Raw genomic sequence first — 19,864 nt, forward strand, 5'->3', positions numbered from 1 at the left:
GTCCTGCCCGTCCGTGGGACAGCCGGGTCCAGGGTTGAAACAGCACCCGCGCCTCCGGCCCTTCGGAATAACGACGCGGCGGAGCGGTCGACGAAGCCGAAACGCTAAACAAACCCACGGTCCCCGGGCTCCGCCCGGCCGCTCCGCGCCTCCCCGAACTAACGCGTGCAAACGCGGGAGACCAAGAACCCGTGTCTCAAGGAACCTCCCCCTATGGGGGAGGCGATCGCGCAGCGATCGGTGGGGGGAGTGACTGCGAAATCGCCCACCACCCCGAAAGCTGAAACCGCCCCCCCACCGGCCTTCGGCCGCCTCCCCCAGAGGGGGAGGTTCCTCGCCAAAGATCCTCCCCCTGAAGGGGGAGGTGGCCCGAAGGGCCGGAGGGGGAAGGTCCTGATGAGGTCAGCACATCCCCGACACCCGCACTCCCGTCCCCCTCAGTCGGCGGAGTTTATCCTCGGGCCGGCCTTTGGCCGGACCCCGGGGGCGACAGCTCCCCCTTCAGGGGGAGCATCTTGGACGAAGCGGACGGAGGGGGCCATTTTCAGCTTTCGAGACGTTTGAAAGTCATCCCCCCACCGATCGCTACGCGATCGCCTCCCCCACAGGGGGAGTTCCTCCGAAAGTGGCGCCGGCGCCACACTCGTCACACCGCCGCCACAAAATTTCGGTCGCCGACTGGAGGTTTCCCCACGGTCCCCCGTCGAAGGCGATAAGAACGCCGCGTCGAGGGGGCGCGGCGGACAAAGGGGTAATTCGAACTTGTCCATGCGTACGAACCAACGCCGCCGGACCGTCCGCGGCCTGCTGCTGGCCTCGGCCGCCGTTCTGACCATCGCCGGTCAGGCCGCCGCCCAGGGCTCGCGCCACACCTTCAACATCCCGCCGCAGGACGCGGTGTCGGCGCTGCAGACCTACGCCAAGCAGACCGGCAAGCAGGTGCTGTTCCCGTACGAGGCCGCCACCGGCCGCACCACGCCCGCCGTGACCGGCGACCTGTCGGACGCCGAGGCCCTCAAGCGCCTGGCCGACGCCGCCGGCCTGGTCGTCGCCTCGGACGACGGCAAGACCATCACCCTGCGCGCCGCGCCGGCCGCCCGCCCCCAGTCGGAAGCCGCCGCGACTGACGCGGCTCCCGAAGAAGTCGCCGAAGTCGAAGCCATCATCGTGGTCGGCAGCCAGATCGAAGGCGCCCGTACGACCGAAGCCCTCCCCGTCTCGGTCGTGACCGAGAAGGACATCATCGCCACCGGCGCCGTGTCGGGCGACGAGCTGTTCCGCTCGATCCCGCAGGCCGGCGACGTCCAGTTCCAGGAAGCCCGCACCACCGGCAACCTCAACGACGCCCGCGGCGACGTCTCGTCGCTGAACCTGCGCAGCCTGGGCACCGGCAACACCCTGGCCCTGCTGAACGGCCGCCGCGCCGTGCTGCACCCGGGCACCCAGACCGAGAACCTGGTGCCGGTGCAGACCGTCAACACCAACGCCCTGCCCGTGGCCGGCGTGAAGCGGGTCGAAGTGCTGCGTGACGGCGCCGGCGCCCTCTACGGCTCGGACGCCGTGGCCGGCGTGGTCAACACCGTGCTCGACACCAAGTTCCAGGGCCTGCGCGTCGAAGCCCAGGTCGGCGGCTCGGAAGGCACGGGCTATCGCGAAGGCACGGTCAACCTGAAGGCCGGCACGCGCCTGGAAGACGGCACCCGCCTGACCTTCTTCGGCTCATACACCGCCCACAGCCGCATGATGGCCGACGAGCGCGACTACGCCGCCAGCGAAGACCATCGCGACCGCGTCGCGAACACCCCCTGGGCCGGCAACACCAGCTTCGACAACCGCTCGACCTCCAGCCCCTGGGGTTCGTTCACGCTGATCCCGTCGTCGACCGCGCCCCGCCAGAACGGCGTGGCCCTGACCACGTCCGGCGTGTTCCACATCGAGCCGATCGCCAACACCGCCGCCGGCTGCAGCAGCGCGACCCTGTCGGGCGACATCTGCATCAGGTCGGGCACCATCACCGGCGCCGCCGACCGCGACCTGCGCTACGACGAGAACCCCCAGCGCACCCTCAAGGGCGGCCTGGAGCGGACCAACCTCTTCAGCACCGTCGAGCGCGATCTCGACAACGGCATGACCTTCTTCGGTGAAGCCGGCTACTACCACGCCCTGTTCACCGGCCAGCGCGAGCAGTCGGCGCCGATCTCGTCGGCCCCGATCAGCATCGCGGCCAACGCCTACTGGAACCCCTTCGGCCCGACCACCCTGGCCAACGGCAGCGCCAACCCCAACCGCCTGTCGGGCCTGACCGGCGTCGGCGCCTCGGGCGTGGCGATGAACATCACCACCTATCGCCCGGTGGACGCCGGCCCGCGCACCTACACCGTCACCGAGGACAGCTACCGCCTGCTGGGCGGCCTGAAGGGCGCGTTCGGCGACGGCTGGAAGTGGGAGTCGGCCGGCCTCTACTCCTTCGCCCGCACGAAGGACAAGACGCACAACGCCATCAGCAGCACGCTCTTCCAGCAGGCGCTGAACCGTACGGACTCGACCGCCTACAACCCGTTCAACGGCGGCTCGCAGACCAACTGGTCGGGCGAGGACGGCACGCCCAACAGCCAGGCGACGATCAATTCGTTCCTGATCGACGTCTATCGCATCAGCGAGACCTCGCTGGCGATGTGGGACTTCAAGGTCTCCAAGAAGGACCTCTTCTCCCTGCCGGGCGGCGACGTCGGCTTCGCCTCGGGCGTGGAAGTGCGCCGCGAGACCTACAAGGACGACCGTGACGACCGCCTGGACGGCACGACGACCTACACCAACAGCGTCACCGGCGTGACCTACAACAGCGACGTCCTGGGGGCCTCCGGCTCGCCGGACATCAAGGGCGACCGCGTCATCAGCTCGGCCTTCGCCGAACTGGCCGTGCCGATCATCTCGCCCGAGATGAACATCCCGTTCGTCGAGGAAGTCACCCTGCAGCTGGCCGCCCGCGACGAGTACTATTCGGACTTCGGCAACGTGCTGAAGCCGAAGGGCGCCCTGCTCTGGAAGGTCGGCCAGGGCCTGTCGCTGCGCACCTCGGTGTCGCAGAGCTTCCGCGCGCCGAACCTGCCGCAATTCTACAGCGAGGGCTCGACCGTCTCGAACGGCCGTCCCGACTACGCCTTCTGCCGGATCAACAACCCGACGGCGACGACCTGCGCCAGCACCTCGACGCTGGAAGTGCGCCAGGGCAACAAGGACCTGAAGCCGGAAGACGCCGACAACGCCTCGATCGGCTTCGTCTACCAGCCCAAGTTCATTCCGGTGGAATACGGCCGCCTGACCCTGACGACCGACTTCTGGTCGATCCGGGAAAAGAACGTCATCGGCATCCTGGGCGGCTACAACCAGATCGCCTACGACCTGCTGCTGCGCCAGCAGGGCAGCTTCAACCCCAACGTCGTGCGTGACGCCCCGGTCGGCACGAACACCGTCGGCGCCATCTCGTACATCAGCGACACCTACATGAACCTGCAGCCGCGCGTGGTTCAGGGCGTGGACTTCTCGCTGGCCTACGACCTGGACGACACCCCCTGGGGCGACTTCGGCTTCAACCTGAACGTGGCCAAGCTGACCAAGTACGACCAGTCGGCCAGCCCGATCGAGCAGATCCTGCAAGAGGCGATCGCCAGCGGCGCCCTGGCGGGCCTGACCGTCTCGTCGGCCGGCAGCCAGATCAAGATGGACGGCTTCCCGGAATTCCGCGGCACGGCCAGCTTCACCTGGCGCAAGGACGGCTGGGGCGCGGGCGCCTTCGTGAACTATGTCGGCGAGACCTACGACACCGGTCCCGCACAGGTGAACGGCCAGTACTTCCCGATCTCGGACTGGACCACGGTCAGCCTGTACGGCCAGTACGCCTTCAGCAGCGGCCAGTTCGACGGCTCGACCCTGCGGGTCGGCGTGCGCAACATCGCCGACAAGGAGCCGCCAGTCACCTCGAGCAACTTCGGTTACTCGGGCGCCCTGCACAACTCGACCGGCCGCTACTGGTACATGAACATCTCCAAGCGGTTCTGATCACCGCCCGGAAGATGACTTCGGAGGCCCGTCCATCTCACGATGGGCGGGCTTTTCCGTCTCCGGAGACCGACACGGGGATTTGCCGTGACCCGAAAGTCTTTTTAGGAAATATTCTCCCCACGGTGGCGGAACGTTCGTCGCCGGACGAGTCGGGGCTCTTCGAAGATCATGTCGCGGGCGAGCACGCCTCTTCCTGCCGCGTGGGGCTACGCCCTGGCGGTCGCCGCCGCCGGCGGGGCCTTCGGCGTGCGCTTGGCGCTCAACAGCTGGTTCCCGCCCGGCTTTCCGTACCTGACCTTCTTTCCGGCCATCGTGCTGACCGCCTATTTCGCGGGGCGCGGCCCGGGCATCCTGTGCGCCGCCCTGTCGGGCCTCTGCGCCTGGTACTTCTTCATCCCGCCGTACGACAGCTTCCACGTCGACTTCGCCACGACGGTGGCGATCACGTTCTACGTCTTCGTGGCGGCGGTCGACATCTTCTTCATCGACGGAATGCGCAAGGCCATGCGCCACCTGTCGCGGGAGCGCGAGGCCCAGGCGCAGCTCGCCCGCAGCCGCGACCTGCTCTATCGCGAAATGCACCACCGGGTGAGCAACAACCTGCAGATGGTCGGCGCGCTGCTGCGCCTGCAATCGTCGGGCATGAAGGACGAGGACGCCCGCCACGCCCTGGTCGAGGCCGGCGGCCGCATCGAGACCATCGCCAAGATCCAGCGCCAGCTGCACGACCAGACCGGCGAGCCGACCCCGTTCCGGGCCTTCGCCGAGGCCCTGCTGGACGACGCCGGCCAGGCCTTCGGCGCCCGCCACGCCATCCGCGTCGAGGGCGGCGAGGATCCGCTGCATCCCGAGCAGGCCACGCCCGTGACCCTGGTCATGCTCGAGTGCTTCAACAACGCCCTGGAGCATGCCTTCGAGGCCGGCAGCGACGGTCGCATCGTCGTGGCGCTGGAGCAGGAAGGCGACAGCCACGTGCTGACCATCCGCGACAACGGCGCGGGTCCGCCCGCCGGGTTCGAGCCCGCCGCCTCGCCCAGCCTTGGCCTGCGCATCGTCCACGCCATGGCCCGCCAACTGGGCGGCGCCTTCACCATGGCCCGCGTCGACGGCTGGACGGTCTGCCGGCTGAGCTACGCGCCGGCGGTTTAGGGGCGCCTGCCTCCCCTCGTCGTCATCCCGGCCGCAGCGGAGCGGAGAGCCGGGACCCAGGAGCCGGCGCAATGCGGTTCCCCTGGGTCCCGGGTCTACGGCGCTACGCGCCTTCGCCCGGGATGACGATCGTTAGGTGGGAGGCGAAACACAACGCTCAAAAAACCTCATACCGAGCTTGTCGAAGGACGAGGTTTTCGTCTCAAACACGGGGGCGTTCTCATCGGAGCCCCGCCATGCCTCGTCCCGGTCCCCGCAACCTGATCACCGACGTCGAGGGCCTGCTGGTCGGCCACGCCCAGGACGAGGCGGTGCGGTCTGGCGTCACCGCCCTGCTCTGCCCCGACGCCTGGACCGCCGGCGTCGACGTCCGCGGCGGCGGACCGGGCACCCGCGAGACCGATGTGCTCAAACCCGAGAACAACTTCAGCAAGGCCCACGCCATCTGCCTTTCGGGCGGCTCGGTGTTCGGCCTGGGCGCGGCCGACGGCGTCGTGGCGGCCTTGTCGGCGGCGGGACGCGGCATCCGCCTGGCCCCGACCTCGCCCGCCATCCCGATCGTGCCGGCGGCCGTGCTGCACGACCTGGGCAACGGCGGCGACAAGGACTGGGGCCTGGATCCGCCCTACCGCTGGCTGGGCGTCGAGGCCGCGGCGGCCGCCGACAAGGTGTTCGCCCTGGGCTCGGTCGGCGCGGGCCTCGGAGCCATGGCGGGCCTGGCCAAGGGCGGGATCGGCAGCGCCTCGCTCGACCTCGGCGAGGGCCTGGTCGTCGGCGCCCTGGCGGCGGTCAATCCGGTGGGCTCGGTGCGGATGGCAGACGGCGAGACCTTCTGGGCCTGGCCCTGGGAGATCGATGGAGAGTTCGGCGGCAGGCGGCCCGCGCCCGACGCCCCCGTCGATGCCGAACCGATCCCGGAGAACTCGAAGCTGGCCGCGCTGGGCCGGCTTCAGGCGGGGGCCAACACCACCCTGGCCGTGGTCGCCGTCACCGCCGACCTGACGACGGCCGAATGCACGCGGCTGGCGATGATGGCCCAGGACGGGCTGGCGCGGGCGATCCGGCCGGTCCACACGCCCTTCGACGGCGACATCGTCTTCGCCCTGGCGTCAGGCGCGCAGAGCCTGGGCGACGGTCCGGGCCGATCCATTGCTCTGGCTCGGCTGGGCTCGGCGGCGGCCGACACCCTGGCGCGAGCCATTGCTCGCGGAGCCTACGAAGCCCAGCGTTCCGAAACTCAGTCCTCGGAGACCGGCGGGACTTCCGGCGGGGCGTCGGCGCCGTAGAGCTGGACGGCGGCGGCTTCCAGGCGGCCCATCAGCCGCTTGAGGGTCGCCACCTCGCCCGGCGCCAGGCCGGCCAGCAGCGCGGCCTCGTAGGCCAGGGCCAGCGGACGGATCTCGGCGAACAGGCGACGACCGGCGGCGGTCAGTTCCAGCGTGTGCGAGCGGCGGTCGGTGCGGTTGGTGATCCGCGCCACCAGGCGGCGCTCGACCAGGTCCTGGGCGGCGCGGCTGACGCGCACCTTGTCCATGGCGGTGCGGGCCACGGCCTGGTGCTGGGTCAGCGGGCCCTCGATCAGGATCGACATCAGACGCCATTGCGGGATCGACAGACCGAAGCGGTCCTCGTAGGCGCGAGCGATCAGGCGACTGACGGCGCTGGAGGCCGTCGCAAGGCGATACGGCACATAGTCCGAAAGCGACAGCTGTTCACTGGCGACGTCCGGCGTACCCGGCGTCAGGGATGAGACCGTCGCGGCCATGCCTGTTCCTTTCCTCCTGCTCCGGCCCGCGGCCCGCGAAGACGGAGCCGTCTCTACGCCGAATCACGCCCTGGCAACCCACCGCAGGCGCACCTCGATCTGGCGCCGCGATGAAAACGCTCTCAATCGACCGCCTTCAACCATGGCGGAAAGCGGGCGTTTCGCCCGCCGCATGAGCATACGCACCTAACCGCGCTCAACCAAGCGGCGCCTTTAGTGGTCGTGACCGCCGCCGTGGCCGTCGTCGCGCCCGTGGCCGACCTTTGGCGCGGCCTCGGTATGGGTGAGCTGCCTCTGGCAGCGCTCCAGAAGACGCAGGTTGTCAGGGCTGTTCCAGACGTCGGCGAACTCGACCACGGCCAGCCGCAGGCGGCGCATGTGCTCGCTCCACTCCAGCGGCGGCTCGGGCTTGTGCTCGTCCTCCTGGTCCTTGCCGTGGACGCCGGCTCCGCAAGTGCAGGCGTGATGCTGCGGCGTGGCGGCCGGGGCGGCCACGGGCGCGCAGTTGGCGTTGACGATGACGGTCTGCTTGCTGCTGATCTTCACCTGAGGCGTGGCCAGGGCCAGGCCGCCGACGGTGACCGGCACGCAGCAGATCACGCACTGGCAGGGCGCGGGGGCCTTGCATGTGGAGGACGGTGCGGACGCCGGCCCGGCCTCGTGACCATGCTTGCCCTCGTCTTTGGCCTTGTGGCCGCAGGTGCAGGACTTGTTGGCCTTGGGCTCGTGCTTGGCCTCGGGCTTGGGGAAATGGCCCTGGCAGGCCTTATCGAGACTCTTCAGCGCCTTGCCGCAGGCGGCGAACTCGATCAGCGCTCCGACCCGGGCCTCGACTTCGGCGACCAGCTCCTCGGCGCGACGCAGCAGCTCGCCCGTCGGCGCGCTGGTGGCGGCCACGCAGCGGGCGAGAATCGCCTTGTGAATGGTCTTGGGCACGTCGCGCCAGCGCTCGTCCCTCCCCTTGCGGCCGGTGAAGCGCCCCGCGCAGAAGGCCAGGGCCGCGACGGCCAGGGTGATCAGGGCGATGCCGGCCAGCAAGGTCGGATCGAAGATCGGCACCGGCGTCTCGACCGGAAACTCGGATTGATACACCCCACCCTCCCGCATGCATCGTTCGACGAGCAACGTTACGGTTAACGCATGCGCGTGACGCTTGCACGGCCAAGGTTGGGATCAGCGGCGGGAAATTACCCCGCGGGCGCGGGCGCCCTGGTCATAGCGGGTCTCGCCACCATAGACGGCGACTTCGCACAGGATGTCGCCGCCATCCTGGGCGGCCCACAGGTAGTTGCGCTCGACCTCGACGTTGCGGCCGGCGGGCGAGATGCCGTCGAAGGTGTCTCCCCAGGGAATCACCTTCGACAGTTCGCGCCAGGACAGGGTCATGGCCCGCGACAGCTCGTCGTCGGCCATGGCCTGCAGGTCGGGATCGCTCACGCGCGTCCTACTCGGCCGAGGTTTCGGCGTCGCGGAAGTACGGCACGACCTCGCCTTGCAGCTTGATGGTCATGGCGTTGCCCTTGCGGTCGACGGTCTTGCCGGCGGTCACCCGCACCCAGCCTTCGCTGACGCAGTATTCGTCGACATTGGTCTTCTCGACGCCCTTGAAGCGGATGCCGACGCCGCGCTCGAGCGCTTCGGCGTCGTAGTACGGGCTGTCGGGGTTGGCGGACAGGCGGTCGGGAGGCGTATCGCTCATCGGGTCGGCTTTCGAGATCTTGGGGCGGGACGGCCCGCCGAAGCGGGCGTGATAGCGAGGAAAGACGGGAAATCCAAGCGCTTGGGCCGAAAGCCTCAGCGGATGGAAGGCGCGCGGCCGCTGGAGCCGCCCTTGGCGGGCGCCGGCGGAGCGTGAGGCGGCGCGTTGGCGGCCTGGCGGACCGGCGGCCTTTCAAGGGCCTGATAGACCCACTTGCGGGTCTCGGCGTCGAGGCCCGGGCCCACCCCGCCCAGGCGCTGGATCATGCCAACGAAGAACAGGTCGTTGGCCGGATCGATCCAGAACCAGGTGCCGGCGCTGCCGCCCCAGCTGATCGTGCCGGGACCGACCGGCGCGCCCGAGGCGGCCGGATCGACGGCCACCGCCACGTCGATGCCGTAGCCCATGCCCAGCGCGAAGGGGAAGGCCTTCTGCTGGCCGGGCTTGAGCACGCCCGACGTGCCGTCGGTGGTGACCTGGAAGCTGGGCGGCAGATGATTGAGCCGCATCATCGCCACCGTCTCGGGCTCGAGGATGCGCACGCCGTCCAGGTCGCCGCCGTTGAGGATCATCTGGGCGAAGCGGGCGAAGTCGCCGGCCGTCGACAGCAGGCCGCCGCCGCCGGACGGCGCCGGGGGCGGCTTGGTGACGTCGCGCCAGCCGCCCTCTACCGCCGGCACGAGCTTTCCGGTCACCGGATCGGCGTCGTAGATCGCCGCCAGGCGCGCGGCCTTGTCGGCCGGAACCCAGAAGGCGGTGTCCTTCATCTTCAGCGGCTTGAAGATGCGCTGCTGCATGAACACCGGCAAGGCCTGGCCCGACAGGCGCTCGATGATCAGGCCCTGGATGTCGGCCGCGACGCTGTAGCGCCACAGCTTGCCAGGTTCGGCGTACATCGGCAGGCCGGCGATCTTCTGCACCATCGAGAACAGCGAGTCCGACTGCAGCACGCCGGCGCGGTAGTAGGCCTGGTCGGCCTGACTGCCCGGGTCGTCGGCGATGCCGTAGGCGAAGCCAGCCGTGTGGGTCATCAGCTCGCGCATGGTCGGCGGGCGGCTGATCGGCGACAGGATCGGACGGCCCGAGGCGTCGACGCCGCTCGCGACACGCAGCCCCTCGAACTCGGGGATGAACTTGGTGATCGGGTCGTCGAGCTTCCAGCGTCCCTCGTCATAGAGGATCAGCATGGCCACGCCCGTGACCGGCTTGGTCTCCGAGCGGATGCGGAAGATCGCGTCGGCCGGCATGGCCTCGGGCTGGTCCAGAGCGCGCTTGCCGTAGGACGTCTGGCTGACGACCTTGCCGTGGCGGGCCAGCAAGGTGACGCCGCCGGCGATCTGCCCCTGGTCGACCAGGCGCTGCATGGTCTCGTCGACGCGCTTGAGCTTCTCGGACGAAAAGCCCACCGCCTCGGGCTTGGCGCGCGGCAGGGCGCTCGCCACGCCCGGATGGGCGGCGGTCAGGCCCAGGAACCCGGCCAGGGCCCCGACGGACTTGCGCCACAAGCTCATAAGTCGACTTTTCTCTCAGAGGGTTGGCGAGAGCATGGCGCCGAAGACGCCGGCTCTCGCCATATCACATCACTTGGGACGGAAACGCTTCTGGGTCGGGAAGCCCTTGGGCGCCAGCTTGCCGGCGCCGGCCCGGCGGCCGACGAAGGTCTGCCAGTCGGTCCATTCGCGACGGCGCAGGGCCGTGTCGATCCAGTAGCCGCCGGTCTCGGCGTTGAACGACAGGCCGTCGCGCAGTCCGCCCTCGCGGTAGGCCTGCAACTTGACGCCCTTGCCGCGCGGCATTTCCGGCAGCTCTTCCAGCGGGAAGATCAGGATCTTGCCGTTGTCGCCCACCACCGCCAGCTGGTCGCCGACGGCTTCCAGGCAGAAGGCCGCACCGGCGGAGTCGACGGTCAGCACCTGCTTGCCCGCCTTGCGGTTGGCCAGCGCCTCCTCTTCCGGCAGCAGGAAGCCGTAGCCCTGCTTGGAGGCCAGGATGCGCTTGCGGCCGGCCTTGAACGGGAAGACGTCGATGATCTTCACCTTGTCGTCGAGCTCGATCATCATCCGCACCGGCTCGCCATGCCCCCGCGCCGACGGCAGGTTGGCGCAGCCCAGCGTGAAGAAGCGGCCGTCCGAGGTGAACAGCAGCAGCTTGTCGGTGGTCTCGGCCGGGACCAGGAAGCCCAGCTTGTCGCCTTCCTTGAACTTCAGCTCCGACGGGTCGTCGATCTTGCCCTTGGCGGCGCGGATCCAACCGCGCTCCGACAGGATGATCGTGATCGGCTCGCGAACGATCATCGCCTCGATGGCGGCGTCGGCGTCGACCACCGGCGCCACGTCGAACACCGAGCGGCCGGTCACGCCCGTGGGGCGCGGCTTGTCCAGCGGGTGCTTGATCTTGATGAGGCTGGCGCGCACCTGGCGCAGACCCGTGCCGACCAGATCCCACTGCTTCTTGTCGCTGGCCAGCATGGCCAGGATGCCGTCACGCTCTTCCACCAGTTCGGCGTGCTCGCGGCGGATCTCCATCTCCTCCAGCTTGGCCAGTTGGCGCAGGCGAGTGTTGAGGATGGCGTCGGCCTGGATGTCCGAGAGCCCGAAGGCCTCGATCAGCTTTTCCTTCGGCTTGTCCTCGTAGCGGACGATGCGGATCACCTCGTCGAGATTGAGGTAGGCGATCAGCAGGCCGTCGAGGATGTGCAGGCGGGCTTCGATCTTGGCCAGGCGGTGGCGAGCCCGGCGGGTCAGCACCTCGCGGCGGTGGGCCAGGAAGGCCATCAGGGCCGACTTGATGCCCATGACGCCCGGCGTGCCGCGCGCGTCCAGCACGTTGATGTTGACCGAGAAGCGGCTTTCCAGCGCCGAGAGCTTGAACAGGCTCTCCATCAGCACTTCGGGCTCGACGTTCTTGGACTTCGGCTCGAGGACGAGACGGATGTCCTCGGCGCTCTCGTCGCGGACGTCGCCCAAGAGGGCTGCCTTCTTGCTCTCGATCAGGTCGGCCAGTTGCTCGACCAGATCCGACTTCTTCACCTGATACGGGATCTCGGTGACGACGATCTGGTAGGTGCCGCGGCCGGTCTCCTCGCGTTCCCACTTGGCGCGTGTGCGGACGCCGCCGCGACCGGTCTCGTAGGTTTCGAGCAGGGACGCGGCCGGCTCGACGATGACGCCGCCGGTCGGGAAGTCCGGTCCCGGCACGCGCTCGAGGATCTCGGCGGTCGTGGCTTCGGGGTTCGAAAGCAACAGCAGGCAGGCGTCGATCAGCTCGGCCGGATTGTGCGGCGGGATCGAGGTGGCCATGCCGACGGCGATGCCGGCCGAGCCGTTGGCCAAGAGGTTGGGGAAGCCCGACGGCAGGACCACCGGCTCCTCGTCCTGGCCGTCATAGGTCGGGCGGAAGTCGACCGCGTCCTCGTCGATGCCGTCGAGCAGAAGCGTCGCCGCCTCCGTCATCTTGCATTCGGTGTAACGCATGGCCGCCGCGTTATCGCCGTCGATGTTGCCGAAGTTGCCCTGCCCCTCGACCAACGGAATGCGCTGGGAGAAGTCCTGGGCCAAGCGCACCAGGGCGTCGTAGATCGACTGGTCGCCGTGCGGGTGGAAGTTACCCATCACCTCGCCGACCACCTTGGCGCACTTGCGCGCGGCGGACTCGGGGTTCAGGCGCATGTTGCTCATGGCGTAGAGCACGCGACGGTGCACCGGCTTCATGCCGTCGCGGACGTCGGGCAGCGCCCGCGAGCCGATGGTCGACAGCGCATAGGCCAGATAGCGCTTGGACAGCGCCTCGGTCAGCGGCTCTTCGAGGATGCGGTCGCCGTCGCCGGGACCGCCGGGGGGAGGAAGGACGGGCTTGTTCATCAGTCAGATTCGTTTCGGCCCGTCAGCCTAGCAGATATGCGGCGCTCGATTCGAGGCGCGACGGGGTTTTTGCGGCTTATCCCGCCGCGGGCGCCCCCAGAAAGGCCCCTGCCCGCTCGACGAGGGCGATCACGGCCTCGTCCCGCCACACCTCGATCGTCTCGGCGCTGGCGTGGTCACGCAGCAGCGACAAGGCGTGGCGCCGGTAGGCGTCCTCGGCCAGGTCCTGGATATCGACCGCCGTGGCGACCTGGTTTCCGGCCAAACAGACAAAGGTATAGGTTTTCATCACGGTCCTCACCGTGACTTTACCACGCCAAGCGCGGCCGTTGGTCGCCTGCCCGACCGATCACGGCATTGGGAACACTGGCGCTTCTCAGGCCTCGGCGCTGCGGGCCGGCAGGGCCAGGGTCACGCGCAGGCCGCCGATCGGGGCGCGACCCAGGGTCAGGGCGCCGTCGTGCAGTTCGGCCAGTTCCAGAGCGATCGGCAGGCCGAAACCATGACCGGCCCCGCGCTCGTCCAGGCGGCTGCCCGGCACCAGGGCGGCGGCGGCGGCCTCGTCGGTCAGGCCCGGCCCGTCGTCGTCGATGTCGAGCACCACGCGGGCGCCCTCGCGACGGCCGGTGACCCGCACCGTGCGCTCGGCGAACTTCCAGGCGTTGTCGAGCAGGTTGCCGGTCATCTCGTCGAAGTCCTGCGGGTCGCAGGCGACATAGAGGTCGTCGGCCACGTCCAGCTCGGCCCGTACGCCGGCGGCGGCGTGGATCCGCGACAGCGCCGCCACCAGGTCGTCGAGACGCGACCGCACCGGCAGGGCCGGCCGTCCCGGCGCGCCCGGCGAGGCGGCGCGGGCCCGGCCCAGGTGATGGCCGATCGCCCCGTCGATCTGGGCGATCAGGCTGGCCAGGCTGCCGTCGGGATCGCGCCCTGGCTCGGCCAGGCGCACGGCCAGGGTGGCCAGAGGGGTCTTCAGGCCATGGGCCAGGTTGGAGACGTGGCTGCGGGCCTTCGCAAGGGCCTGCTCGTTGTGGTCCAGCAGGGCGTTGAGCTCGGCGACGACCGGCTCCAGCTCGCGCGGCTGCTTGTCGTCGATCCGGCGCTGCTCGCCCGCGCGCACGGCCGCCAGCGAGGCGCCGAGCTTGCGCAGCGGCCTCAGACCCAGTTCCAGCTGGCCGATCATCGCCGCCAGCAAGCCCACGCCCAATACGCCCAGCGACAGCAGCAGCGGCCTCAGGCCCTCGTCGCGCATGCGGTCGCGGATGTAGCGCGGCGCGCCGGCGGTGACCGTCACCGGCCCGCGGCTGGTGCTGATGGTCAGGGTGCGGAAATAGAAGCTCTCGTTCCAGCCGCTGCGCGAACGCCAGCGACGCGACTCCTTCAGCGGCGCGGTCGGCGGCTTGTCGGGCCGCATCTCGCGCTGGGGCATGCGATCCCGGTCGCGGTCACGCTCCGGACGCGGCCAGGGCGGCGGCCCCTCGCCCTGCCTGGGCTCGACCGAGGCCACGGTCTGCGAACGCAGCACGCCCGCCGGGCCCCTGACCACCCAGGCCCAGCCCGCGCCGCGGCGGATGAACGGGCCGACCGACTGGATGCGGTCCTGATCGAGCGTGCCATCGGACTTCACCGCCCGCGCCAGCACCGAGATCTGCGATTCCAGGCTGGCGTCGACGTTGCGACGCACGAACTGGTCCAGCGTCGGGCGGATGGTCAGGGCAGCCAGCACCACCGCCACGATGGTGAACAGCACGCCGCTGATCAGCAGCCGGGCCCGGATGGAGTTCAGCACGCCCCTCACGCCGCCCCCGCCGTCAGGCGATAGCCGCGGCCGCGCACGGTCTCGATCATCTCGTGGCCGATCTTGCGCCGCAGCCGGCCGACGATGACCTCCAGCGAGTTGGAATCCCCGCCCGCGTCGCCCTCGTAGGCCTGCTCCAGGATGTCCATCCGCTCGACCACCACCTCCTTGCGCAGGATCAGGCACGACAGCACCCGCCACTCGAAGCTGGTCAGCTTCAGCGGCATGCCGTCGAACTCGAACCCGCCCATCTGGGCGTCGAAGGTCAGGCGGCCGCAGACGATGCGCGGGCCGTGATGGCCGGCCGAACGCCGCACCAGCGCCCGCAGGCGCATCACCAGCTCCTCCACCCGGAACGGCTTGGTCAGATAGTCGTCGGCGCCGGCCTTGAAGCCCTCGACCTTCTCGGTCCAGCCGTAGCGGGCGGTGAGGATCAGCACCGGCAGCGGCCGGTTCTGGGCCCGCCAGCCACGCAGCACCGACAGGCCGTCCTGCTTGGGCAGGCCCAGGTCCAGCACGGCGGCGGCGTAGGTTTCGGTGGCGCCCAGGTGCGCGCCGGTCTCGCCGTCGGCGGCGATATCCACCGCGAACTGCTCTTCGCGCAGGGCCTGGGCGATGCTTTCGGCCAGCGGCGCGTCGTCTTCGACCAACAGGATGCGCATGCCTCATCCATAGCCGACGAACCCAAACCGAACCTGAACCAGTTCGTTCAGGCTACGTCGAGGTTGCGTGCGTTACAGAGGCTGCAATCGAGGGATTCGGTTCGAGATTTGGGGATTGGAATGACGAGGAAGATGGCCCTCCTGGCGGGTCTGCTGGGCTGCATCACGCCGACGATGCTGTACGCCCAGGAAACGGCCGCGCCGACCCAGCCCCCGCGCCAGCCCGCCCAGCAGGCCGCGTCGGACGCCGACCTGGACGTCGAGGTCGAGGGCATCGTCGTCACCGGCCAGCGCCAGTACGGCGCGGTGCTGGGCGACATCCAGCCGGAGACCACCTTCAACGCCGCCGACGTGCGCTCGCTGGGCGTCAGCTCGGTGACCGAACTCCTGTCGGAACTGTCGGCCCAGACCGCCAGCGCCGGCGGCGGCGCGCCCGTCACGCTGCTGAACGGCCGGCGCATCTCGGGCATGGGCGAAATCCGCGACATCCCCACCGAAGCCATCCAGCGCGTCGAGATCCTGCCCGAGGAAGTGGCCCTGAAGTACGGCTATTCGGCCGACCAGAAGGTGGTGAACATCGTGCTGCGCCAGCGCTTCCGCGCCCGCACCGGCGAGATCAGCGTCGCCTCGCCCACCGACGGCGGCCAGACCACCGAGCAATTCGACTCCAGCACCCTGCGCCTCAACCGCCAGGGCCGCCTGAACACCGCCTTCAAGTACGCCCACAGCGACAAGCTGCTCGAAAGCGACCGCGACATCATCTCGCGCGGGGCCAGCGACAACTATGTCGGCGACCTTACGCCCTACCGCACGCTGCGGCCGCGCACCGACAGCCTGTCGTACAACGGCGTCTACAACCGCATTCTCGAGAACGGGATCTCGGCCACGGTCAACGGCAGCCTGTCCTACGACCAGAGCCAGTCGCTGTCGGGCCTGGCGCGGGCCGAATTTGACGTGCCGGCCGCCAGCCCGTTCTCGCTGTCGGGCGGCGACGAGAGCGTCTATCGCTATCTGACCGACCTGGGCGCCATGGAGCAGTGGAGCCGGTCCTGGAACGCCCATGGCGGCTTCACCCTCGACGGCTCGATGAAGTCGTGGCGCTGGAACCTGACCGGCAACTACGATCACGACGAAAGCCGCACCAGCACCGATCGCGCCCCCCGCATCGACGAACTGCAGGACAGGCTCGACGATCTGGACCCGACCTTCGATCCGCGCGCGGGCCTGCCCACCGGCAGCTTCCTCAAGGACCGCGCCAGCTCGACCAGCGATACGCTCAACACCCAGCTGGTGATGAACGGCGCGCTGACGCGCCTGCCTGCGGGCGACATTTCCACCAGCATCAAGCTGGGGGCCGAAGGCGCCTGGGTCGACTCCTGGTCGCGCCGCAACGGCGCCCAGGGCGTCACGGAAAGCAGCGCGGACCTGTCGCGCGGCACGGCCAGCGGCCAAGTCAGCTTCGACGTGCCGATCACCAGCCGGAAGAACAACTTCATGGCCAAGGTCGGCGACCTGTCGGCCAATCTCAACCTGTCGGCCAACCAGCTTTCGGACTTCGGGACGCTGACCTCGGTGGGCTACGGGCTCAACTGGTCGCCGCTCAAGCCGATCAGCTTCATCGTCTCGGTGAACAACCAGGAGACCGCGCCCAGCATGTCGCAGCTGGGCGGGGCCCAGGTCACGACCCTGGACGTGACCACCTTCGACTATGTCCGCGGCGAAAGCGTGCTGATCTCGCGCATCACCGGCGGCAATCCGGACCTGAAGGCCGAGGAAAAGAACGTCGTCAGACTGGGCTTCACCCTCAAGCCGCCGGTCGTCGAAGGGCTGTCGATCAACGCCAGCTACATGCGCACCCGCACCGACAATCCGATCTCGTCCTTCCCCAGCGCCACGGCCGCCACGGAGGACGCCTTCCCCGACCGCTTCGTGCGTGACGAGGACGGCCGCCTGGTCCGCATCGATGCCCGCCCGGTGAACTTCGCCAAGCGCGAAAGCGACCAGATCCGCTGGGGCCTCAACTACAGCCGCCAGATCGGCAAGACGCCGCCCCGCCCCACCCCGACGCCCGAGGAGATGCAGCGCTGGCGCGAACGCCAGGGCCAGGGTGGCGAAGGACGCGGCGAAGGCCGTCGCGGCCAGGACGGCCAGGCCACGAGCGGTCAACAGGCTCAGACCCAGGCGACGCAAGGCCAGGCCCAGGCCCAGGCGACCGAAGGCGCCCAGCCTCCGGGCATGGAGCTGCTGCAAGGCGCCATGCGCCAGGGCGGCGACCGCGGCGGCGAACAGCGCGCCGGCGGCGACAACGCCCAGCCGTCCTCCGACGCCCCGCGTCCGGGCGGCGACCAGGGCGGTCCCGGCGGCGGCTTTGGCGGTCCCGGCGGTCCGGGCGGCGGCTTCGGCGGTCGTGGTCCCGGCGGCGGCTTCGGCGGCCCGCCCCCCGGCTTCGGCGCGGCGCGCCTGCAGCTCGCGCTGTTCCACACCGTGCGCCTGCGCGACCGGATCTACATCACCGACGGCGGAACCCCGCTGGACCTGCTTGACGGCGACGCCCTGGGCAACAGCGGCGGCTCGCCCCGCAACGAGCTCGAGGCCCAGCTGGGCTTCACCAAGCAGGGGATGGGGGCGCGCCTGACCGCCAACTGGAAGGAAGGCACCGAGGTCACCGGCGGAACCACCGGCAGCTCGACGGGCACGCTGAAATTCTCCGACCTGACGACGGTGAACCTGCGCCTGTTCGCCAACCTGGGCGCCCGTCGCGAGCTGGTGGCCAAGTACCCGGTGCTGCGCGGCGCGCGGGTGACCTTCGGCGTCACCAACCTGTTCGACGAGAAGCAGCAGGTGCGCAACGCCGCCGGCGGCACGCCGATCACCTACCAGGAAGACTACCTGGACCCGCTCGGCCGCAGCGTGCGCCTGAGCGTGCGCAAGGTGTTCTTCTAGGACTGGCCGGGGCGGCCTCTAGAGCCGCCCCGCCTCGCCCAGCCGGTCCAGCAGCCACATGCGGGCCGGCGGCAGCGGGCGGTTCAGCGGGCCGAACACGAACTGCTCGAGGAAGTGGCCGGTGATGTCGAGGCCGGCCTTCACGTCGCCCTCGGAAAGCCCCCCCTGCGACGACAGCAGGAACGGCGGCAACGGCAAGAGCTTGTCCTGATAGGGCGCGCCGGCCTTGCGGCTGACCGCCCGCCCCGTGCGCGGGCTGACATAGACCAGATCGTCGACATCGCCGGTGGCCGCGCACTTGGACAGATCCAGGCCGAACCCCAGGTCCTGCAGCAGCCCCGCCTCGTAGCGCACATAGACGGCCGGCCAGATGTCGGGGATCTCCAGCACCCGGATCAGGGTTTCCAGCGCCAGGAACGCGCCGGGATGCGGCTCGCGCTCGGGCAGGGCCCCGGCGGCGACGGCGGCGGCCGACTGCAGGCCGGCCAGGGCCAGGCGATCGTCGAACAGCGACGACGGCCCCTCCCCCATCGGCTCCAGCTGGGCCGAGCCCATCTGGTCGGCGACCCGGGCGCGATAACGGGCGATGACCCGCGCGCCCGCCTGCAGGAACGGCTTCATCCGCCGCGAGGCCGCGCCGGCCACGTGGGCGACGAACTTGCCGCGGTCCTGGGTCAGCAGCTCGACGATGGCGCCGGTCTCGCCGTGCGCCCGCGCCGACAGCACGAAGGCGTCGTCCTCCCACTCCATCATCGGGCGGCTCCCAATCGGGGCATGAGGGTCGGCGGCGCGGTTCGCATCGAGGGCATGAGCGTGCATACGACGCCCCGGCGACGACCGCAAAACCCCCCGACGCGCGAAAGGCGAGCACGCCGCCATTGCACGCCCCATGGTCGAGACACTAAGCAGGTCGCATCGAGCCGGGGGGCGCCATGACCGATGAATCTCTGATCGCTTCGCACATCTACAGCCGCAAGCTGGACAAGCCCAAGAACGTCTGGCCGGCGGTGATCGTCACGGCCCTGATCGGCGTGGCGATCATTGCGGCCTACAGCCTGGCCCAGATGCGCGGCGACAGCCGCGTGTTCGACCCGTCGGAGCTGCTGAATACCCGTTTCCTGTTCTCGCTGGTGCCCTGCGGCGTGCTGGCCGTGGCGCTCTGGGCCGGCCTTTATTTCGGCTACGTGCGCTCTCGCGACGCCTCGATGGGCCCGGCCAGCTTCAACGTCATCGCCATCGCGATCTTCGCGACCTCGGTGCTGGCGCCGATGTCGGTGCACGGCGTCTGGTACGTCGAAAAGCAGATCGCGCTTGGCAAGGCTCGAAAGGCCTGGGACGCCGAACCCGAACTGAAGGCCGAGCTGCTGGCCATAGCCGCAAGCGAGCGCGCCGCCGACGCCGCGGCGATCGCAGCCCTGAAGCCGCACTACGAGGCCACCGAGCGCATGCTGGTGATCTCGCCGATCACCATCGCCTCGCAGGCCGAAGTCCAGACCGCCAGCGCCCGTCTGCGCAAGACGCTCGATCTGATGGAACAGACCGCTGCCGAAGACGTCGCCCGCCAGGCCAGGACCAGGGCCGCCATCGAGGCGGCGGTGCGCAAGGCCGACGCGCCCGCGCTGGTGCGCGACCACATCTACGCCCGCCTGACCGCCGACGAGCGCGCGGCGGCGGCGGCCGGCAATGTCCGCGCCGACCTGCGCCGCAGCACCTATGAGGAAACCCTGGCGGCCCTCGACGTGCTGAGAGCTTCGCGCGGCCGGTGGGAATCGGACGGCGAAAAGCTGTTCTTCGCCCGCCAGTCCGACATCGACGAACTGGAATCCCACCTGCGCAACGCCAAGCTCACCCGCTATGACCTGCATCACCAGCCGGACGAGCGCCTGCCGGCGCAGAGCTGGGCCAGGCCGCCGAAGGGGGTCTGAA

15 protein-coding genes and 1 pseudogene are annotated in these 19,864 nt (G+C 69.6%); 6 read left to right on the plus strand and 10 right to left on the minus strand.

Features of this window, described 5'->3' with window-relative positions; all coding sequences use genetic code 11:
* The first annotated feature begins 768 nt into the window (after positions 1 to 768).
* The 4 genes and pseudogenes from DDF62_RS12300 (at position 769) to DDF62_RS12310 (ending at position 6,497) form a co-directional block, all read left to right on the plus strand.
* Entirely contained in the window at positions 769 to 4,059 is a 3,291-nt protein-coding gene (locus DDF62_RS12300; protein ID WP_116489379.1) for a TonB-dependent receptor domain-containing protein, read from the plus strand.
* 171 nt (positions 4,060 to 4,230) lie between these two features.
* Complete coding sequence (locus DDF62_RS12305; RefSeq protein ID WP_116489380.1) at positions 4,231 to 5,211, plus strand: sensor histidine kinase; 981 nt, start codon at positions 4,231 to 4,233, stop codon at positions 5,209 to 5,211.
* A 23-nt stretch (positions 5,212 to 5,234) separates the two neighbouring features.
* Positions 5,235 to 5,347 (plus strand): annotated as a pseudogene (locus tag DDF62_RS26200) (hypothetical protein); the annotation flags it as partial.
* Positions 5,348 to 5,447: 100 nt separating this feature from the next.
* Entirely contained in the window at positions 5,448 to 6,497 is a 1,050-nt protein-coding gene (locus tag DDF62_RS12310; protein ID WP_116489381.1) for a P1 family peptidase, read from the plus strand.
* Here DDF62_RS12310 and DDF62_RS12315 read toward each other — a convergent pair.
* From DDF62_RS12315 to DDF62_RS12355, 9 genes are all read right to left on the minus strand, one after another.
* Positions 6,449 to 6,976 carry a MarR family winged helix-turn-helix transcriptional regulator gene (locus DDF62_RS12315; RefSeq protein WP_101717662.1) on the minus strand — a complete coding sequence of 176 codons (528 nt, stop codon included), beginning with the start codon at positions 6,974 to 6,976 and terminating at the stop codon, positions 6,449 to 6,451. The two genes, DDF62_RS12310 and DDF62_RS12315, sit on opposite strands and share 49 nt — an antisense overlap.
* Positions 6,977 to 7,189: 213 nt before the next feature.
* Positions 7,190 to 8,068 (minus strand): hypothetical protein, encoded by an 879-nt coding sequence (locus DDF62_RS12320; RefSeq protein WP_208866858.1) that lies wholly within the window; start codon positions 8,066 to 8,068, stop codon positions 7,190 to 7,192.
* A gap of 81 nt (positions 8,069 to 8,149) precedes the next feature.
* Complete coding sequence (locus DDF62_RS12325) at positions 8,150 to 8,389, minus strand: hypothetical protein (protein ID WP_116489505.1); 240 nt, start codon at positions 8,387 to 8,389, stop codon at positions 8,150 to 8,152.
* A 31-nt stretch (positions 8,390 to 8,420) separates the two neighbouring features.
* Entirely contained in the window at positions 8,421 to 8,675 is a 255-nt protein-coding gene (locus DDF62_RS12330) for a DUF3297 family protein (protein WP_101717660.1), read from the minus strand.
* A gap of 95 nt (positions 8,676 to 8,770) precedes the next feature.
* A complete protein-coding gene (locus tag DDF62_RS12335) occupies positions 8,771 to 10,186 on the minus strand; it encodes a serine hydrolase domain-containing protein (RefSeq protein ID WP_116489382.1) in 1,416 nt (471 codons plus the stop codon).
* 69 nt (positions 10,187 to 10,255) lie between these two features.
* Complete coding sequence (parC, locus tag DDF62_RS12340; protein ID WP_116489383.1) at positions 10,256 to 12,535, minus strand: DNA topoisomerase IV subunit A; 2,280 nt, start codon at positions 12,533 to 12,535, stop codon at positions 10,256 to 10,258.
* A 76-nt stretch (positions 12,536 to 12,611) separates the two neighbouring features.
* Positions 12,612 to 12,824, minus strand: a complete 213-nt coding sequence (locus tag DDF62_RS12345; RefSeq protein WP_116489384.1) for a hypothetical protein — start codon at positions 12,822 to 12,824, stop codon at positions 12,612 to 12,614.
* A gap of 87 nt (positions 12,825 to 12,911) precedes the next feature.
* A complete protein-coding gene (locus DDF62_RS12350; RefSeq protein ID WP_208866859.1) occupies positions 12,912 to 14,324 on the minus strand; it encodes an ATP-binding protein in 1,413 nt (470 codons plus the stop codon).
* A 5-nt stretch (positions 14,325 to 14,329) separates the two neighbouring features.
* Complete coding sequence (locus DDF62_RS12355) at positions 14,330 to 14,995, minus strand: response regulator transcription factor (RefSeq protein WP_058350497.1); 666 nt, start codon at positions 14,993 to 14,995, stop codon at positions 14,330 to 14,332.
* 120 nt (positions 14,996 to 15,115) lie between these two features.
* Between DDF62_RS12355 and DDF62_RS12360 the strand changes: the two genes are divergently transcribed.
* Positions 15,116 to 17,938, plus strand: a complete 2,823-nt coding sequence (locus tag DDF62_RS12360) for a TonB-dependent receptor (RefSeq protein WP_133244920.1) — start codon at positions 15,116 to 15,118, stop codon at positions 17,936 to 17,938.
* 18 nt (positions 17,939 to 17,956) lie between these two features.
* Here the strand turns inward: DDF62_RS12360 and recO are convergent, their stop codons facing one another.
* A complete protein-coding gene (gene recO, locus DDF62_RS12365; RefSeq protein WP_116489506.1) occupies positions 17,957 to 18,688 on the minus strand; it encodes a DNA repair protein RecO in 732 nt (243 codons plus the stop codon).
* 182 nt (positions 18,689 to 18,870) lie between these two features.
* Here recO and DDF62_RS12370 point away from each other — a divergent pair, with 182 nt between their 5' ends.
* Complete coding sequence (locus tag DDF62_RS12370) at positions 18,871 to 19,863, plus strand: hypothetical protein (RefSeq protein WP_116489387.1); 993 nt, start codon at positions 18,871 to 18,873, stop codon at positions 19,861 to 19,863.
* Position 19,864 lies beyond the last annotated feature (1 nt).

This window comes from Caulobacter radicis (genome assembly GCF_003094615.1).
GTDB classification, from domain to species: Bacteria; Pseudomonadota; Alphaproteobacteria; order Caulobacterales; family Caulobacteraceae; genus Caulobacter; species Caulobacter radicis.